This is a genomic window from Mammaliicoccus sp. P-M58 (genome assembly GCF_022386165.1).
GTDB lineage: Bacteria > Bacillota > Bacilli > Staphylococcales > Staphylococcaceae > Mammaliicoccus > Mammaliicoccus sciuri.
In genome coordinates this window covers 20,933-37,810 of the sequence record NZ_JAJNJI010000004.1, presented here as the reverse complement: position 1 = coordinate 37,810, position 16,878 = coordinate 20,933, and the positions used below count along the sequence as shown (strand labels likewise).

At 33.1% G+C, this 16,878-nt stretch carries 11 protein-coding genes; 8 read left to right on the top strand and 3 right to left on the bottom strand.

The window, feature by feature from the left end; all coding sequences use genetic code 11:
- The first annotated feature begins 116 nt into the window (after positions 1-116).
- The 3 genes from LQ694_RS05370 to menI all read left to right on the top strand — a co-directional run bounded on the left by LQ694_RS05370 (position 117) and on the right by menI (position 5,308).
- Complete coding sequence (locus tag LQ694_RS05370) at positions 117-1,742, top strand: glycine betaine uptake BCCT transporter (RefSeq protein WP_096791396.1); 1,626 nt, start codon at positions 117-119, stop codon at positions 1,740-1,742.
- Between the two features lie 247 nt (positions 1,743-1,989).
- Complete coding sequence (gene acnA, locus LQ694_RS05365) at positions 1,990-4,698, top strand: aconitate hydratase AcnA (protein WP_048543131.1); 2,709 nt, start codon at positions 1,990-1,992, stop codon at positions 4,696-4,698.
- Positions 4,699-4,861: 163 nt separating this feature from the next.
- On the top strand, positions 4,862-5,308 hold the full coding sequence (menI, locus tag LQ694_RS05360; protein WP_058591322.1) for a 1,4-dihydroxy-2-naphthoyl-CoA hydrolase MenI: 447 nt from the start codon (positions 4,862-4,864) through the stop codon (positions 5,306-5,308).
- Positions 5,309-5,361: 53 nt separating this feature from the next.
- Here the strand turns inward: menI and LQ694_RS05355 are convergent, their stop codons facing one another.
- Complete coding sequence (locus tag LQ694_RS05355) at positions 5,362-5,661, bottom strand: HesB/YadR/YfhF family protein (protein ID WP_048543125.1); 300 nt, start codon at positions 5,659-5,661, stop codon at positions 5,362-5,364.
- Between the two features lie 13 nt (positions 5,662-5,674).
- Entirely contained in the window at positions 5,675-6,256 is a 582-nt protein-coding gene (plsY, locus tag LQ694_RS05350; protein WP_048543123.1) for a glycerol-3-phosphate 1-O-acyltransferase PlsY, read from the bottom strand.
- Positions 6,257-6,457: 201 nt separating this feature from the next.
- Between plsY and parE the strand changes: the two genes are divergently transcribed.
- The 3 genes from parE (at position 6,458) to alsT (ending at position 12,522) form a co-directional block, all read left to right on the top strand.
- On the top strand, positions 6,458-8,461 hold the full coding sequence (gene parE, locus LQ694_RS05345) for a DNA topoisomerase IV subunit B (protein WP_058611347.1): 2,004 nt from the start codon (positions 6,458-6,460) through the stop codon (positions 8,459-8,461).
- On the top strand, positions 8,461-10,875 hold the full coding sequence (gene parC, locus LQ694_RS05340; RefSeq protein WP_049318950.1) for a DNA topoisomerase IV subunit A: 2,415 nt from the start codon (positions 8,461-8,463) through the stop codon (positions 10,873-10,875). The genes parE and parC overlap by 1 nt, the downstream gene beginning before the upstream one ends.
- Before the next feature lie 84 nt (positions 10,876-10,959).
- Positions 10,960-12,522, top strand: a complete 1,563-nt coding sequence (gene alsT, locus LQ694_RS05335) for a glutamine transporter AlsT (protein WP_048543117.1) — start codon at positions 10,960-10,962, stop codon at positions 12,520-12,522.
- 47 nt (positions 12,523-12,569) lie between these two features.
- Here alsT and LQ694_RS05330 read toward each other — a convergent pair whose 3' ends face one another.
- A complete protein-coding gene (locus LQ694_RS05330) occupies positions 12,570-13,553 on the bottom strand; it encodes a DUF1002 domain-containing protein (RefSeq protein WP_218696581.1) in 984 nt (327 codons plus the stop codon).
- A 101-nt stretch (positions 13,554-13,654) separates the two neighbouring features.
- On the opposite strand from LQ694_RS05330, the gene glcT reads away from it, so the two are divergent.
- Together glcT and ptsG are read left to right on the top strand one after the other, a co-directional pair.
- Complete coding sequence (gene glcT / locus LQ694_RS05325; RefSeq protein WP_096791398.1) at positions 13,655-14,491, top strand: glucose PTS transporter transcription antiterminator GlcT; 837 nt, start codon at positions 13,655-13,657, stop codon at positions 14,489-14,491.
- A gap of 123 nt (positions 14,492-14,614) precedes the next feature.
- A complete protein-coding gene (ptsG, locus tag LQ694_RS05320) occupies positions 14,615-16,681 on the top strand; it encodes a glucose-specific PTS transporter subunit IIBC (protein ID WP_058591317.1) in 2,067 nt (688 codons plus the stop codon).
- Positions 16,682-16,878: the final 197 nt, after the last annotated feature.

The window sequence follows — 16,878 nt, the reverse complement described above, 5'->3', positions numbered from 1 at the left end:
TTAAAGTGTTGAATGTTGCTGTTTTCATATATCACCTATTTGAAAATATCACGAATAAAATAAGTTAAAACGGGAATACATAATTTAAAGTTTGTTATTTTGAAAGGAGAATTATAATGGCCAATATTCCAACATATCCAAATGGAAGAAAAGTTTCAAATGTTTTTACAATTAGTGCCATAGTTGTTGCAATCATTGTTGCACTTGGTGTTATTTTTCCGACTCACTTTGGTGAAATAACTGGTAATATCAGTGCATGGATTTCAAAATACTTTGGTTGGTATTACATGATTATCACAATTGGTATGGTATTTTTCTGTGTATTCATTATATTTAGCCCAATTGGAAAGTTAAAATTAGGTAGACCACATGATAAACCAGAATTTAATACGATTTCTTGGTTTGCAATGTTATTCAGTGCTGGTATGGGTATCGGACTTGTGTTCTATGGTGCAGCTGAACCAATGTCTCACTTTGTTTCACCACCGAATGCTGATCCAGAAACTAAAGCAGCGATGACTGAGTCTATGCGTTCTACATTCTTACATTGGGGCTTCCATGCTTGGGCAATTTACGGAGTAGTTGCTTTAGCATTAGCATACTCTCAATTTAGAAAAGGTGAACCTGGTTTATTATCTAAAACATTAAGACCAATTTTAGGGGACAGAGTAGATGGTCCTATAGGTATCATTATTGATGTGTTATCAGTATTCGCAACTGTTGTAGGGGTTGCCGTATCATTAGGTATGGGTGCTTTACAGATCAATGGTGGATTAGAATATTTATTTGGAATTCCAAATAATATCGTTATACAAGGTATCATCATCGTTATTGTAACGATTTTATTCTTAATGAGTGCGTGGAGTGGACTTAGTAAAGGTATCCAATATTTAAGTAACTTAAATATTGTTTTAGCTTCACTTTTACTTATCGTTACATTAATTATCGGTCCTACAGTTTTAATATTAAATATGTTCACATCATCAACTGGTGCGTTATTTGATTCATTCTTATTCAATAGTTTTGACGTCGCACCATTAAATCCTCAAAAGAGTGAATGGTTAAATTCATGGACGCTTTATTATTGGGGTTGGTGGATGAGTTGGAGTCCATTCGTAGGTATATTTATTGCCCGCGTTTCTAGAGGACGTTCAATTCGTGAATTTATTTTAGGTGTTATGCTAGTACCAACAATCATTAGTTTTATTTGGTTCAGTGTATTTGGTGTAACAGGTATTGAAGTTGGTAAGTCAACACCAGAAGTCTTCAAAATGACTACAGAAACACAACTGTTTGGTGTATTTAATGAATTACCAATGGGTGCGATTCTATCTATTATTGCATTAGCATTAATCTGTACATTCTTTGTTACCTCTGCAGACTCTGCAACATTCGTTCTAGGTATGCAGACAACATATGGATCATTAGAACCATCAGGAAGAGTTAAGATTGTATGGGGTGTTGCGCAATCACTTATTGCATTTGTATTATTATTATCTGGTGGAGATACTGGATTAAATGCATTACAATCAGCTGCAATTATTTCAGCATTCCCGTTTAGTTTCATTATTATTATGATGATTGTCGCTTTCTACAAAGATGCAAACCAAGAAAGAAAATATCTTGGATTATCAATTACACCGAATAAACATCGTATGAAAGAATATGTAGAAAAATCTAAACGAGAATATGAACAAGAACTAAAAGAACAACGTCGTTTAGCAAGAGAAATGGAAGATTAATATAAGTGATAGGCTGAGACAAATTGATGTCTCAGCCTATTTTTATATATAGTTGATAATCATTATCAATTAATAACTAAAAATTATGTATATTTAAAAATACATAAGAAAAACTTATAGTATCCTATTATAAACTTGAATGATAAATACATTCATTTTTAAGTGCAATGTATTGTTTTACTAAAGTATTGATTATACAATTGTATATGAAGCATTAACTTGCACAATTTTAAAGGGGGAACAAATAATGAGCTCAAGTTTAAAAGAACAATCTAAAAAATCTTTTGAATTGAACGGCAAAACATACACGTTTTATAGCTTAAAAACATTAGACGAATTAGGTTTATCTAATGTTGATAAACTACCTTATTCTATTCGTGTATTATTAGAATCAGTATTAAGACAATTTGACGGACGTGTCATTAAAGAAGAACATATTATGAATTTAGCAAAATGGGGTAAATCTAACGATGCTAATGCAGAAGTACCATTTAAACCATCACGTGTTATTCTACAAGACTTCACAGGTGTACCTGCAGTTGTAGACTTAGCTTCTTTACGTAAAGCTATGGATGATGTTGGTGGAGATGTTTCTAAAATCAACCCTGAAGTACCTGTTGATTTAGTTATTGACCACTCTGTACAAGTAGATAGCTATGCATTACCAAATTCATTAGAAATGAATATGAAATTAGAATTCGAACGTAATATCGAGCGTTACCAATTCTTAAACTGGGCAACAAAATCATTTGATAACTATCGTGCTGTACCACCAGCTACTGGTATTGTTCACCAAGTTAACTTGGAATACTTAGCAAGCGTTGTACACATTAGAGAAGAAGAAAATGAATTAGTAACTTACCCAGATACTTTAGTAGGTACTGACTCACATACAACAATGATCAACGGTATTGGTGTATTAGGTTGGGGTGTAGGTGGTATTGAAGCCGAAGCAGGTATGCTTGGACAACCTTCATACTTCCCAGTTCCTGAAGTTATCGGTGTTAAATTAACAAACGAATTACCACAAGGTACAACAGCTACTGACTTAGCTTTACGTGTAACTGAAGAGTTACGTAAAAAAGGTGTTGTAGGTAAATTTGTTGAATTCTTTGGTCCTGGTGTAGAAAAATTACCATTAGCAGACAGAGCAACAATTGCTAACATGGCGCCTGAATATGGTGCTACATGTGGTTTCTTCCCAGTAGATGATGAATCATTAAGTTACTTACGTTTAACTGGACGTTCTGAAGAACAAGTTAATGTCGTAGAGAAATACTTAAAAGAAAACAATATGTTCTTCAATGCTGAAAATGTAGAACCAACATATACAGATGTTGTAGATCTAGATTTATCAACAGTTGAAGCATCATTATCTGGTCCTAAACGTCCACAAGATTTAATCAAATTAAGCGACATGAAAAAATCATTTGTTGATTCAGTGACTGCACCTGCAGGTAACCAAGGTCATGGTTTCGATAAATCAGAGTTTGATAAATCTGTAGATATTGAATTACAAGATGGTACGAAGACTTCAATGAAGACTGGTGACATTGCAATAGCAGCCATTACTTCTTGTACAAACACTTCTAACCCATATGTAATGTTAGGTGCAGGTTTAGTAGCGAAAAAAGCAATCGAAAAAGGCTTAAAAGTACCAGATTACGTTAAGACTTCATTGGCACCTGGTTCAAAAGTTGTTACAGGTTATTTACGCGATGCTGGATTACAAGAGTATTTAGATGATCTTGGATTCAACCTAGTTGGTTATGGTTGTACAACTTGTATCGGTAACTCAGGTCCTTTATTACCTGAAATTGAAAAAGCGATTGCTGAAGAAGACTTACTTGTTACTTCAGTATTATCTGGTAACCGTAACTTCGAAGGTCGTATTCATCCATTAGTTAAAGCTAACTACTTAGCATCACCACAATTAGTTGTTGCTTATGCATTAGCTGGTACTGTTGATATCGATTTACAAAACGATCCAATCGGTAAAGGATCTAATGGTGAAGATGTATACTTAAAAGACATCTGGCCATCAATTGAAGAAGTTAGAGACACTGTATTATCAGTTGTTACACCTGAATTATTTAGAGAAGAATACAAAACAGTATTTGAATCTAATGAAGTTTGGAATCAAATTGAAACGACAGATCAACCATTATATGACTTTGATCCAAGTTCAACATATATCCAAAACCCTACATTCTTCCAAGGTTTATCTAAAGAACCAAAAGATATTCAACCTTTAAGTGATTTAAGAGTAATGGGTAAATTTGGTGACTCAGTTACAACTGACCATATTTCTCCTGCAGGTGCAATCGGTAAAGATACACCAGCTGGTAAATACTTGCAAGACCATGATGTAGCAATTAGAGACTTTAACTCATACGGTTCTCGTCGTGGTAACCATGAAGTTATGATGAGAGGTACTTTTGCTAACATTCGTATTAAGAACCAATTAGCACCTGGAACTGAAGGTGGATTCACAACTTACTGGCCAACAGAAGAAGTAATGCCTATCTTTGATGCTTCAATGAAATATCAAGAAAATGGTATTGGTTTATGTGTGCTTGCTGGTAATGACTATGGTATGGGTTCTTCTCGTGACTGGGCAGCTAAAGGTACAAATCTTTTAGGTGTTAAAACAGTTATTGCTCAAAGTTATGAACGTATTCACCGTTCTAACCTTGTTATGATGGGTGTATTACCTTTACAATTTAAAAAAGGTGACTCAGCAGATAGCTTAGGTTTAACAGGTAGAGAAGCAATTTCAGTAGATATTCATGAAGGTGTTAAACCACGTGATATTCTTAAAGTAACAGCTACAAGCGAAGACGGTAAAGTTACTGAATTTGAAGCTTTAGCAAGATTCGACTCTGAAGTTGAAATTGACTACTACAGACACGGTGGCATTCTACAAATGGTATTAAGAAACAAACTAGCACAATAATATAAAGCTAATTCATATAAGAGCAGTAGATATTCTTTGTAAATTGAATGTCTACTGCTTTTTATATAAACATTTAATATATGTATTTAAAAGAATATAATCACAGGCGTAATTATATTTATGTTATGATTAGGTTAAGGAATTTAGAAAGAGGGATTGAATCATGATTTATAGTGAAACACCAATAGATGTTAGATATGCAGAGACGGATAAAATGGGCGTTGTTTATCATGCAAATTATGCCATTTGGTTTGAAGTAGCAAGAACAGACTACATTTATAAAGCAGGTTTTAGTTACGCAGATATGGAAAATGCAGGTATTATTTCTCCTGTTGTTGATTTGAATATTACTTATAAAAAGTCTATAACATATCCAGAAAAAGTTATCATTAAAACGTGGATTTCTCATTATTCACCAATAAGATCAATTTATTCTTACGAGATATTAAATGAACAAAGAGAAGTTGTGTCAACAGGATCTACAACACATGTATGCTTGAAAAAAGGTTCAAACAGACCAATTAGACTAGATAAAAGTTTCCCTGAATGGCATAATGCATATTTAAAAATTCACGAAGAAACTGAACAAGGTGTAGATCGTAAACTATAATAAATAAGCAGATGTGTTTCGCTAAATACACGAAATACATCTGCTTTTATAGTTTATCTTGAAGCTTTGACTTCATATTTAATTTCTCCATTGTCATTTAAATCAATTACTAAGTCATTATCATCGAAGTACCATAAATCTTTTTCATCAATAAAAAATGGAATATCGTTTTTCACGTCTTTAAAACCAACTTCAGAAGAACTTAATTCTTCTACAGTAAATGCGGGTGAGAAGCCTTGTTTTAACTGAAATTCACCGCCATAACGAACGAAAAATCGTAAGGCTTGATCATCATTGAATTCTAATTCGTCTTTAAACCATTCGATAGCTTTTTCAGTAATTTCTAAATTCATAGTGCATTCTCCTTTACATCCATTTGATTTTTGGTTCTTGTCCTTTGAATATTCTTATAATATTTGATTGGTGTCTGACGAGTAGTATAACCAATATTGCAATAGATACGATTAAGAATGGTATATCACCAATGATAATAGCACCTATAAAACAACTTATGCCCGCTACAATACTAGATAATGATACATATTTAGTTAAATATAGAATTACAAAGAATATAATAGCTAGTATAATTAATAGTATCGGATGTACACCTAGAACTGCACCTGCACTTGTTGCAACGGCTTTTCCACCTTTGAATTTTAAAAATATTGGAAATACATGACCGACTACCGCACAAATACCTACAAATATGCTAGGAATATCTACATTAAACCATATTGGGAAGAAAACTACAATAAAACCTTTAAAGATGTCTAAAAACATCACGATAAATCCAGCTTTTTTTCCTAATACTCTAAATGTATTTGTAGCACCCAGGTTGCCACTTCCAAATTGTCGAATATCTTTTTTATAAAATAACTTACCTAACACAAGGCCACTTGGGAAACATCCAACTAAGTAGCTAAGTATAATAACAACAAATGTCATTATTGAAACACTCCTTTGATAGCAGGTACTAATAGTTTACCATAACTGTATATCGGTTACTATTTAAAAATATGATATTGTCATTACAATGTAAAGGGAAATTGTACCACAATTAGCGATAGGACTTGCATTTTCTAGGGATATATAACAAAATAACTATTGTAAAGTAAAAGAAACGAACGTACGTTTGTAGGAGGAGAAATATTGAATAAACAAGCAAAAGTTCAATATGGTGAAGATTCAATACAAGTACTCGAAGGTTTAGAAGCAGTAAGAAAAAGACCTGGTATGTACATTGGTTCAACAGATGTCCGCGGACTTCACCATTTAGTATATGAAATAGTAGATAACTCTGTTGATGAAATTTTAAATGGCTTCGGTACGGAAATCGAAGTGACCATTCATAAAGATAATAGTATTTCTGTTTATGATAACGGTAGGGGGATGCCTACAGGATTACATAAGACTGGTAAACCAACACCTGAAGTTATATTTACTGTCCTTCATGCCGGTGGTAAATTCGGTCAAGGTGGCTATAAAACATCTGGTGGACTACACGGCGTAGGTGCTTCGGTCGTTAATGCTTTGAGTGAATGGTTAGAAGTAACGATTTATAGAGAAGGACATATTTATAAACAAAAATTCAAAAACGGTGGTGTACCTGTAACAACATTAGAGAAAAAGGGGAAAACACGTAAAACAGGTACGACGGTCCATTTCAAACCAGACTCTAAAATATTTAAAGCTTCAACACATTTTAACTTTGAAACGTTATGCGAAAGACTTCAAGAATCAGCATTCTTACTGAAAGCACTAAAAATAAAAGTAACGGATTTAAGGGGAGAAGAACCTAGAGAAGTATTTTATCATTATGAAGATGGTATTAAAGAATTTGTGAATTATTTAAACGAAGGCAAAGACGTGTTGCATGACGTTGCTATGTTTAGTGGCGAATCAAATGGAATCGAAGTAGATATTAGTTTTCAATTTAATGACCAATATTCTGAAACAATTCTAAGTTTCGTTAATAATGTTCGTACTAAAGATGGTGGAACACATGAAACAGCCTTAAAGACAGCATTTACACGTGTGTTTAATGAATATGCTCGTAAAATCGGTGAACTTAAACAAAAAGATAAAAACCTTGATGGAAGCGATATTCGTGAAGGTCTGACAGCTATTATTTCTGTAAGAATTCCAGAAGATTTATTACAGTTTGAAGGACAAACTAAGTCTAAATTAGGTACAACAGAAGCACGTGCAGCTGTTGATTCTGTAATGTCAGATCAACTTCCTTTCTACTTAGAAGAGAAAGGTCAATTATCAAAAGCATTACTTAAAAAAGCGATAAAAGCATCTCAAGCACGTGAAGCAGCAAGAAAAGCGCGTGAAGAAGCTAGAAATGGTAAGAAAAACAAACGTAAAGAAACTTTATTATCTGGTAAATTAACGCCAGCACAAAGTAAAAATACAGAGAAAAACGAACTTTATTTAGTCGAAGGGGATTCTGCCGGAGGATCAGCTAAATTAGGGCGCGATCGTAAATTCCAAGCAATATTACCGTTAAGAGGTAAAGTTATTAATACAGAAAAGGCTAAACTTGAAGATATCTTTAAAAATGAAGAAATCAATACGATTATTCATACGATAGGTGCTGGTGTAGGTGCAGACTTTAATATTGAAGATAGTAACTACAACAAAGTGATTATTATGACAGATGCCGATACTGATGGTGCGCATATTCAAGTATTATTATTAACTTTCTTCTTCAAGTATATGAGACCGCTATTAGAAGCAGGTAGAGTATATATTGCATTACCACCTTTATATAAATTAGAAAAAGGTAAAGGTAAGTCAAAACAAGTTGAATATGCATGGACAGATGAAGATTTAGAAGTATTAATGAAGAAAATTGGTAAAGGTTTCACACTTCAACGTTATAAAGGGTTAGGTGAAATGAATGCCGATCAACTATGGGAAACAACAATGGATCCTGAAACAAGAACATTAATTAGAGTAAGTATTGATGATGAAGTACGTTCACAACGAAGAGTGACAACATTAATGGGTGACAAAGTTGAACCACGTAGAGAATGGATTGAAAGACACGTTCAATTTGGTATGCAAGAAGATCAAAGTATACTTGAAAGTGATGACATTCAAGTACTTGATGATGAAGTAGAATCATTAGAGGAGGAAGTTAAATAATGGTTGAACAAATTCAAAACCTTCCTTTAGAAGATGTAATTGGAGATAGATTTGGTAGATATAGTAAATATATCATTCAAGACCGTGCGCTTCCTGATGTACGAGATGGATTGAAACCAGTACAACGTAGAATATTATTTGCGATGTATAAAGACGGTAATACGTATGATAGAAACTTTAGAAAAAGTGCTAAAACGGTTGGTAACGTAATCGGTAATTATCATCCACATGGTGATTCTTCTGTTTACGATGCAATGGTACGTATGAGTCAAGATTGGAAATTGAGACATGTACTAATAGAAATGCACGGTAATAACGGTAGTATTGATAATGACCCACCTGCAGCAATGCGTTATACTGAGGCTAAATTAAGTAAACTAGCCGAAGTGTTATTACAAGATATAGATAAAGAAACAGTTGAACATGTACAAAACTTTGATGATACAGCGATGGAGCCGATGGTATTACCAGCTAGGTATCCTAACTTATTAGTCAATGGATCTACAGGTATTTCAGCAGGTTATGCAACTGATATTCCACCGCATAATCTAGGAGAAGTCATCGATGCGACATTAAAGCTTATCGATAAACCAAGTACAACTGTAGATGAATTAATTGAACATATCAAAGGACCAGATTTCCCAACTGGTGGTATTATTCAAGGGTTAGATGGTATTAAGAAAGCCTATAAAACAGGTAAAGGTAAAATAGTTGTTAGAAGTAAAGTAGAAATAGAAAAAGTTAGAGGCGGAAGAGAACAAATCGTCGTAACTGAAGTACCATTTGAAGTAAACAAAGGTACATTAGTTAAGAAAATTGATGAACTCAGAGCTGATAAGAAAATAGAAGGAATCGTAGAGGTTCGTGATGAAACGGATAGAGAAGGTTTACGAATTGCAATTGAACTTAAGAAAGATATTAATAGCGAAGGTGTTCTAAATTATCTATACAAGAACACAGACTTACAAGTGCTATATCATTTTAATATGGTTGCAATCAATAATAGAAGACCTGAATTATTAGGGCTTAAACCTATTCTAGAAAGTTATATTGAACATCAAAAAGAAGTCGTAACTAGACGTTCACAATATGAATTATCTCAAGCACAAAAACGTATGCATATCGTTGAAGGTTTAATTAAAGCATTGTCTATTTTAGACGAAGTTATTGAAACAATTAGAGCTTCTAAAAACAAACGTGATGCGAAAGAAAATTTAATTGCGAAATATGAATTTACTGAAGAACAAGCTGAAGCAATCGTGATGTTACAACTTTATAGATTAACAAATACAGATATTGTTTCTTTAGAAAATGAATTTGATGAACTTAAACAAACAATTGAACGCCTAAAAGATATTTTAGAAAATGAAAAATCATTACTAAAAGTGATTAAGAATGAGCTTAGAGCAGTTCGTAAAGAGTTTGCTGATGAACGTTTAACTGAAATTGAAGAAAAAATCGAAGAAATTAAAATTGAAAAAGAAATTTTAGTTCCGAGTGAGGAAACAATTGTTTCTGTCACGCATGATGGATACATTAAACGTACTTCTAATAGAAGTTATATCGCAAGTGGTGTTGAAGAAGTTGGACTCAAAGACGGTGACTACTTATTAATGCACGAAAAAATGAATACACAAGATACGTTAATTGTATTCACAAATAAAGGTAATTACTTATTTATACCTGTACATGAAATTGTAGACTTAAAGTGGAAAGATCTTGGTAAACATATTTCACAAATGATTCCAATTGATGATGACGAACGCGTCATTTCTGTTAATAAAGAAACAGATTTCAAGCCATCGTCTAATTATATTATTGCGACGAAAAACGGCATGATCAAAAAGTCGACAAATGATAAATTTAAAGCGAGCAGAATTACAAAACCACTCGTTGCCATTAAACTTAAAGGTGACGATGAAGTTGTTTCCGTACTGAAAATAGTAAACGATGAACTTATAACAGTCATTACCGAAAAAGGTATGAGCTTAACTTATGATACGGATGAATTATCCGATATTGGTTTAAAAGCTGCAGGTGTTAAATCTATCAACTTGAAAGACAATGATAAAGTTGTGATGACAGATAAATTACCAAATGATCAATCCGTCTTTATTGTGACAGATCGTGGTTCAGTTAAAAGAATGAAAGCAGAACAATTTGTACCTGCTAAAAGGTCTCAACGTGGCTTAATGATTTTAAAAGAACTAAAATCTAAAGCACATAGAATCGTATTTGCTAGAACAATAGCAGAAGATGAAACATGTGTGATGATTTCAGAAAAAGATCAAGTCAAAGTTAATACTAAAGACTTTAACTTTAGTGAACGATATACAAATGGTCGATTTGTTGTTGACGAAAATGAATTCGGTCACATAATTAATGCATATTTTGAAGAAAAAGCAATAGATTAAAAAATTATAGTCATAATGAATGGCACATGGTAAAATCATGATAGCGATTTATTATGACTATATTATTAGAATTGAGGGATTTCTTTGAAGGATTTTGATAGTTATATCCCAGGTTGGTTTCATAACTTTGTTCAATGGGGTAATGATTTAATTTGGACTCAAAACTTAATTTTCCTATTACTACTAGCTGGCGTATTCTTTACAATAAGTTCTAGAGTAGTACAACTTAGATGGTTACCAGAAATGTTTAGAGTCATTTTTGAAAAGCCTGAAACATTAGAGGATGGAAGAAAAGGTATATCTTCTTTCCAAGCATTTGCAATAAGTGCTGCTTCTCGTGTAGGTACTGGTAATATCGCAGGTGTTGCAACTGCGATTGTATTAGGTGGCCCAGGTGCAGTATTTTGGATGTGGGTTATTGCATTCATTGGTGCAGCAAGTGCATTCTTTGAAGCAACATTAGCACAAGTATATAAAGTAAAAGATAAAGAAGGTGGGTTCCGTGGTGGACCAGCATATTACATAGAACGTGGTTTAGGTCAGAAATGGCTTGGTGTTGTGTTTGCAATTCTCATAACAGTAACGTTTGCATTTGTATTTAACACAGTTCAATCTAATACGATTGCTGCTTCTTTAAATGAACAATATGAGTTTTCAAATGTGATCACAGGCATTATCTTGGCTATTATTACAGCATTAGTTATCTTTGGTGGGGTAAGAAGTATTGCAACAGTATCTTCATTTATCGTTCCAATTATGGCAGTTGGATATATTGGTTTAGTTGGTTATATCCTATTTATGAATGTTGATCAAATTTGGCCAATGATTCAAAATATTGTAAGAAGTGCATTTGGTTTCCATCCTGCATTTGGTGGGGCAATGGGATTTGCAATTATGCAAGGTATTAAACGTGGATTGTTCTCAAACGAAGCAGGTATGGGTTCTGCAGCAAACGCAGCAGCAACTGCAGCAGTTAGCCACCCAGTTAAGCAAGGTTTAATACAATCATTAGGTGTATTCTTTGATACAATGATTATTTGTTCAGCAACGGCAATTATGTTGTTGCTTTACACAGATTTACAATTTGGAGCTGATGCGCCACAAGGTGTGGCCGTAACACAACAAGCACTGATAACACATGTAGGTGAATTTGGTGGTATATTCTTAACGCTAGCCGTATTTATGTTTGCATTCTCTTCAATAATTGGTAACTATTACTACGGTCAATCAAATATTGAATATTTAACTAAAAATAAATTTGTTATGTTTGTCTTCAGACTTTTAGTTGTAGCAATGGTTTTTGTTGGCTCAGTAGTACAAGTTCAAACAGTATGGGATACAGCAGATCTATTTATGGGATTAATGGCGATTATCAATATCGTAGCATTATTTGGTCTTGCAACTGTCGTATTTGAAGTTGCTAAAGATTATCGTGCACAAAGAAAGCGTAAGTTAAATCCAGTATTTAAGATTGAAAACTTAAAAGTTAACTTTAATAATATCGAAGCATGGGGTGAAAACCCTTATGCAACAATAAATAAAAAAGAAACAACAGAACAATCATCTGAAGTAAAAACAAAGTATGATGAACCTAAAGAAGATACATTTGAAAATATTAAAGATGATGTTAAAGACGAAGATAAATAATATATGACGAAAAAACGCCATGGGCTCGTGCCCATGGCGTTTCCAATTTATTTAAATAAGTTTGCAATTGAATTGAAGATATCTTTAATAGCATTTACAAGTTTATCCCAGAAACCTTCGTCTTGAAGTTTGTCTTTAATATTGTTACCTAAGTCTTCTGCTTTTTTCTTTGCATCTTTAAATTCATCAGATTTAACTAAATCATTAACATAATCTTTTGAGTTATTAATAAAGTCTTTTGCATTTTCACCGCTAAAGACACCGTCTTTTTGTGCTTTATCAATAACATTAACAATCATATTAATTTGGTTATCATTAATAACATTTGTTAAACCATTATCTTCAATTTTTTGATTTACGATATTTGTAATTTCATTGATTGTTACATTACCTGATTTTTCAGCTACAGCTTGTTTAGATTCCGCAATCGTTTTGTTTAATTGTGATTGAGAAAATCCTTCTTGCCCTTTATTTTCTTCAGTTATTTGGTTAATTGTTGATAATTCTTCTTGAGCAACTTGTGTTCTATTTGAATCTACTTCTTCACCTTGTTCTTCAAATGCTTTGTATACACCAGCTAATGCACTTTCACCTGTAACATCTTCACTTGAAGCAATTGTTACATCAGCATCTTTAATACCAGCAGTCATTAAAGCATTTTTATATGTGTCTTTTGTTACTTTTGTAATTTGACCTTGGTCTTGATTGATCGTTAAGTTAAGACCACTGCCTTTAGAAGTTTTTGTAATACGGATACTTGATTTTAAGACATCATTTGATGATTGCATATTTAAGTATTTATTTAGATTATCAGCAGTAACGTAAGTTGTCTTGTCACTGTTTTTAGTGCCTAATAAGTTTGAAGTTGTATCTTTAGCACTTGTATTGTTTTGTAATGCTGCACCATAAACAGTAACGGCATTATCCCAAGCCTCTTCAGTTACCGCATGGGCTTGATGTTTCGGATATAGAATAGTAGATAATAATAAAACAGCAAGAACACTTATTATATATAGTTTCGTCTTTTTCATATGTTTGCACATCCTCATATTTATTGATATAAAATATATCTATCATTATATTATCATCAAATGTATAATATGTAATAGGTCTTCAGAATGAGGTTTAATATATGGGAAAATACATTATCGAAAAGGCATTAAACAATAATGTGTTAGTTGCTAATTATTATGATAAAGAAGTTATATTAGTTGGTAAGGGGATTGGTTTCGGAAAAAAACAAGGTGAAGAAATTAATACAGATTTAATCGAAAAGATATATTTATTAGAATCTGAAAATGATAAAAATAAATATAAGCAATTATTAGATGGCACAAATGATGAAGTGTTTAATATTGTATTAGAAGTTGTGAATGGTATTGATAAGCAGTTGGGTGGAAGTGTTAGTGAAAAGACATTAATATCTTTAACGGACCATATGTTATTTGCGATCAAGCGTATTAAAGAAGGTATACATGTTCATAACCCTTTTCTAAAAGAGACAGAACTACTTTATCCAAGAGAATATCAAATAGCAGAAAAAGCTGTTAAAGCATTAAACGAAAAATTAAATTTACAGTTTATTGAATCAGAAGCTGGATTTATTGCTTTACATATTCACTCTGCAGAAGTGAATCATTCAATTCATGATATACACAATATAAAAGCGATTATTCAAAAAGCAATCATTATAATAGAAGAAGGCCTAGAAGTTGATATTAACAAAAATAGTATTAATTATAGTCGTTTTGTTCGGCACCTTCACTTTGCGATTCAAAGAGTATTGGCAGATGAACGAATTCCAGATGCAACTAATATCGAAACACTATTGAAAGCGCAATATCCATTGTGCTATAATATTTCTGTAAAGATAGTGAAGATGATGCAAACACAGTTGAAGAAGCCAGTATATCAATCTGAATTGGCATATTTAACAATGCACATCCAGCACTTTAATAATAACTTATAAATTGCGTGTTACTGATACGATCAGGCATGAGCAAATAGACTTTACCGTAAAGGTAAGTTTCTTTGCTCATGCCTTTTTTCATGCCGTGATTTATAAAGTTAAACAATTAGGAGGGTATTAATTATGTTTAAAAAGTTCTTTGGACAATTGCAACGTATTGGTAAAGCATTAATGTTACCAGTTGCGATTTTACCAGCAGCGGGTATTTTACTTGCTTTTGGTAATGCAATGCAGAACGATCAATTCGTTGAAATTGCACCTTGGTTAAAATCTGATGTTATTGTCATGATAGCTTCAGTAATGGAATCATCTGGTCAAATTATCTTTGATAATTTACCATTACTATTCGCACTCGGGACAGCATTAGGTTTAGCTGGAGGAGATGGTGTTGCAGCATTAGCAGCATTAGTTGGTTACCTTATTATGAATACAACAATGGGAGTTGTTAAAGGTATTTCAATTGATGACATTTATAGCTATGCTGAAGGCGCTAAAACTTTAGGGCAAACTGCTAAAGATCCAGCAAACGCATTAGTTCTTGGTATTCCAACACTTCAAACAGGGGTGTTTGGTGGTATTATAATGGGTGCTCTTGCAGCATGGTGTTACAACAAATATTATAATATCAACTTACCACCATTTTTAGGATTCTTTGCAGGTAAAAGATTTGTACCAATTGCAACATCTGTAATAGCAATTATTGCAGGTATTATTCTTTCATTTGCATGGCCACCAATTCAAGATGGCTTAAATAACTTATCTACATTCTTATTAGATAAGAACTTAGCTTTAACAACATTTATATTTGGTATTATCGAACGTGCTTTAATTCCATTTGGATTACATCACATTTTCTACTCACCATTCTGGTTTGAATTTGGTAACTATGTAAATTCTGCAGGTGAATTAGTTCGTGGTGACCAAAGAATATTTATGGCACAAGTTAAAGACGGTGTACCATTTACAGCGGGTGCATTCACAACGGGTAAATATCCATTTATGATGTTTGGTTTACCAGCTGCAGCATATGCAATCTATCGTCAAGCTCGTCCAGAACGTAAAAAAGTTGTCGGCGGTTTAATGTTATCTGCAGGTTTAACATCATTCTTAACAGGTATTACTGAACCCTTAGAGTTCTCATTCTTATTCGTAGCACCAGTATTATACGGTATTCATGTTATTTTAGCAGGTACATCATTCTTAGTGATGCATCTACTACATATTCAAATCGGTATGACATTCTCTGGTGGATTTATCGATTACGTATTATACGGTTTATTAAACTGGGATCGTACAAATGCACTACTTGTTATTCCAGTAGGTATTATTTATGCGTTAGTTTATTACTTCTTATTTACATTTGCGATTAAGAAATTTAACTTAAAAACTCCTGGTCGTGAAGATAAAGAATCTGAATCACGCAATAGTTCAGTAGCAGAACTTCCATTCGATGTATTAGATGCAATGGGTGGTAAAGAAAACATCAAACATTTAGATGCATGTATTACGCGTTTACGTGTTGAAGTATTAAATAAATCTGAAGTAAACAAAGATGAACTGAAAAGCTTAGGAGCATCAGGTGTACTTGAAGTTGGTAACAATATCCAAGCTATTTTTGGACCTAAATCAGATCAAATTAAACACGATATGGCACGTATCATTTCAGGTGAAATTACGAAACCTGATGAAACAACTGTTACTGAAGAAGGCGATCAAGAAAGTGCTGCTATTTTAGCTGAAGGTGGCGCAACAATTTATGCACCAATTAAAGGTGAAGTTGTTAACATCTCTGAAGTACCAGATAAAGTATTCTCTGAAAAAATGATGGGTGATGGCGTTGCAATTATTCCTGAAACTGGTGAAGTTGTTGCTCCATTTGATGGTAAATTGAAAATGACATTCCCTACAAAACATGCAATCGGTTTAGAATCTAATGACGGTGTTGAATTATTAATCCACTTCGGTTTAGAAACTGTTAAATTAGAAGGTAAAGGATTTGAAATTTTAGCGGAAGCTGATACAGATATCGTTAAAGGTCAACCATTAATGAAAGTAGATTTAGACTTCATTAAAGAAAATGCTGATAGTACTATTACGCCAATTGTAGTGACTAATCTTGGCGATGCTTCATTAGAAGTATTAACAACAGGTACAGTTGAACAAGGTGATAAAATATTAGTCGTTAAATAAGACTTTTATGGATGAGGGAGCGGGACAGAAATCTAATTTGTATAAAAAGATTTCGTAGTCCCGCCCCAGCAAGGATGACTAGAGTTGAAAAAGCTTGAAACAAGCGTATTTCAATTCAGTCATCTACTGCCAAGATACTAAAAGAGGCTGAGACATGATTTATGTCCCAGCCTCTTTTTATACCTTAAATTAAACAA

Bases quoted from the DNA above. Each gene is read 5' to 3' on its own strand.
- acnA (WP_048543131.1), top strand. From the start codon at position 1,990: ATGAGCTCAAGTTTAAAAGAACAATCTAAAAAATCTTTTGAATTGAAC.
- LQ694_RS05330 (WP_218696581.1), bottom strand. From the start codon at position 13,553: ATGAAAAAGACGAAACTATATATAATAAGTGTTCTTGCTGTTTTATTA.
- LQ694_RS05355 (WP_048543125.1), bottom strand. From the start codon at position 5,661: ATGAATTTAGAAATTACTGAAAAAGCTATCGAATGGTTTAAAGACGAA.
- parC (WP_049318950.1), top strand. From the start codon at position 8,461: ATGGTTGAACAAATTCAAAACCTTCCTTTAGAAGATGTAATTGGAGAT.
- ptsG (WP_058591317.1), top strand. From the start codon at position 14,615: ATGTTTAAAAAGTTCTTTGGACAATTGCAACGTATTGGTAAAGCATTA.
- menI (WP_058591322.1), top strand. From the start codon at position 4,862: ATGATTTATAGTGAAACACCAATAGATGTTAGATATGCAGAGACGGAT.
- LQ694_RS05370 (WP_096791396.1), top strand. From the start codon at position 117: ATGGCCAATATTCCAACATATCCAAATGGAAGAAAAGTTTCAAATGTT.
- glcT (WP_096791398.1), top strand. From the start codon at position 13,655: ATGGGAAAATACATTATCGAAAAGGCATTAAACAATAATGTGTTAGTT.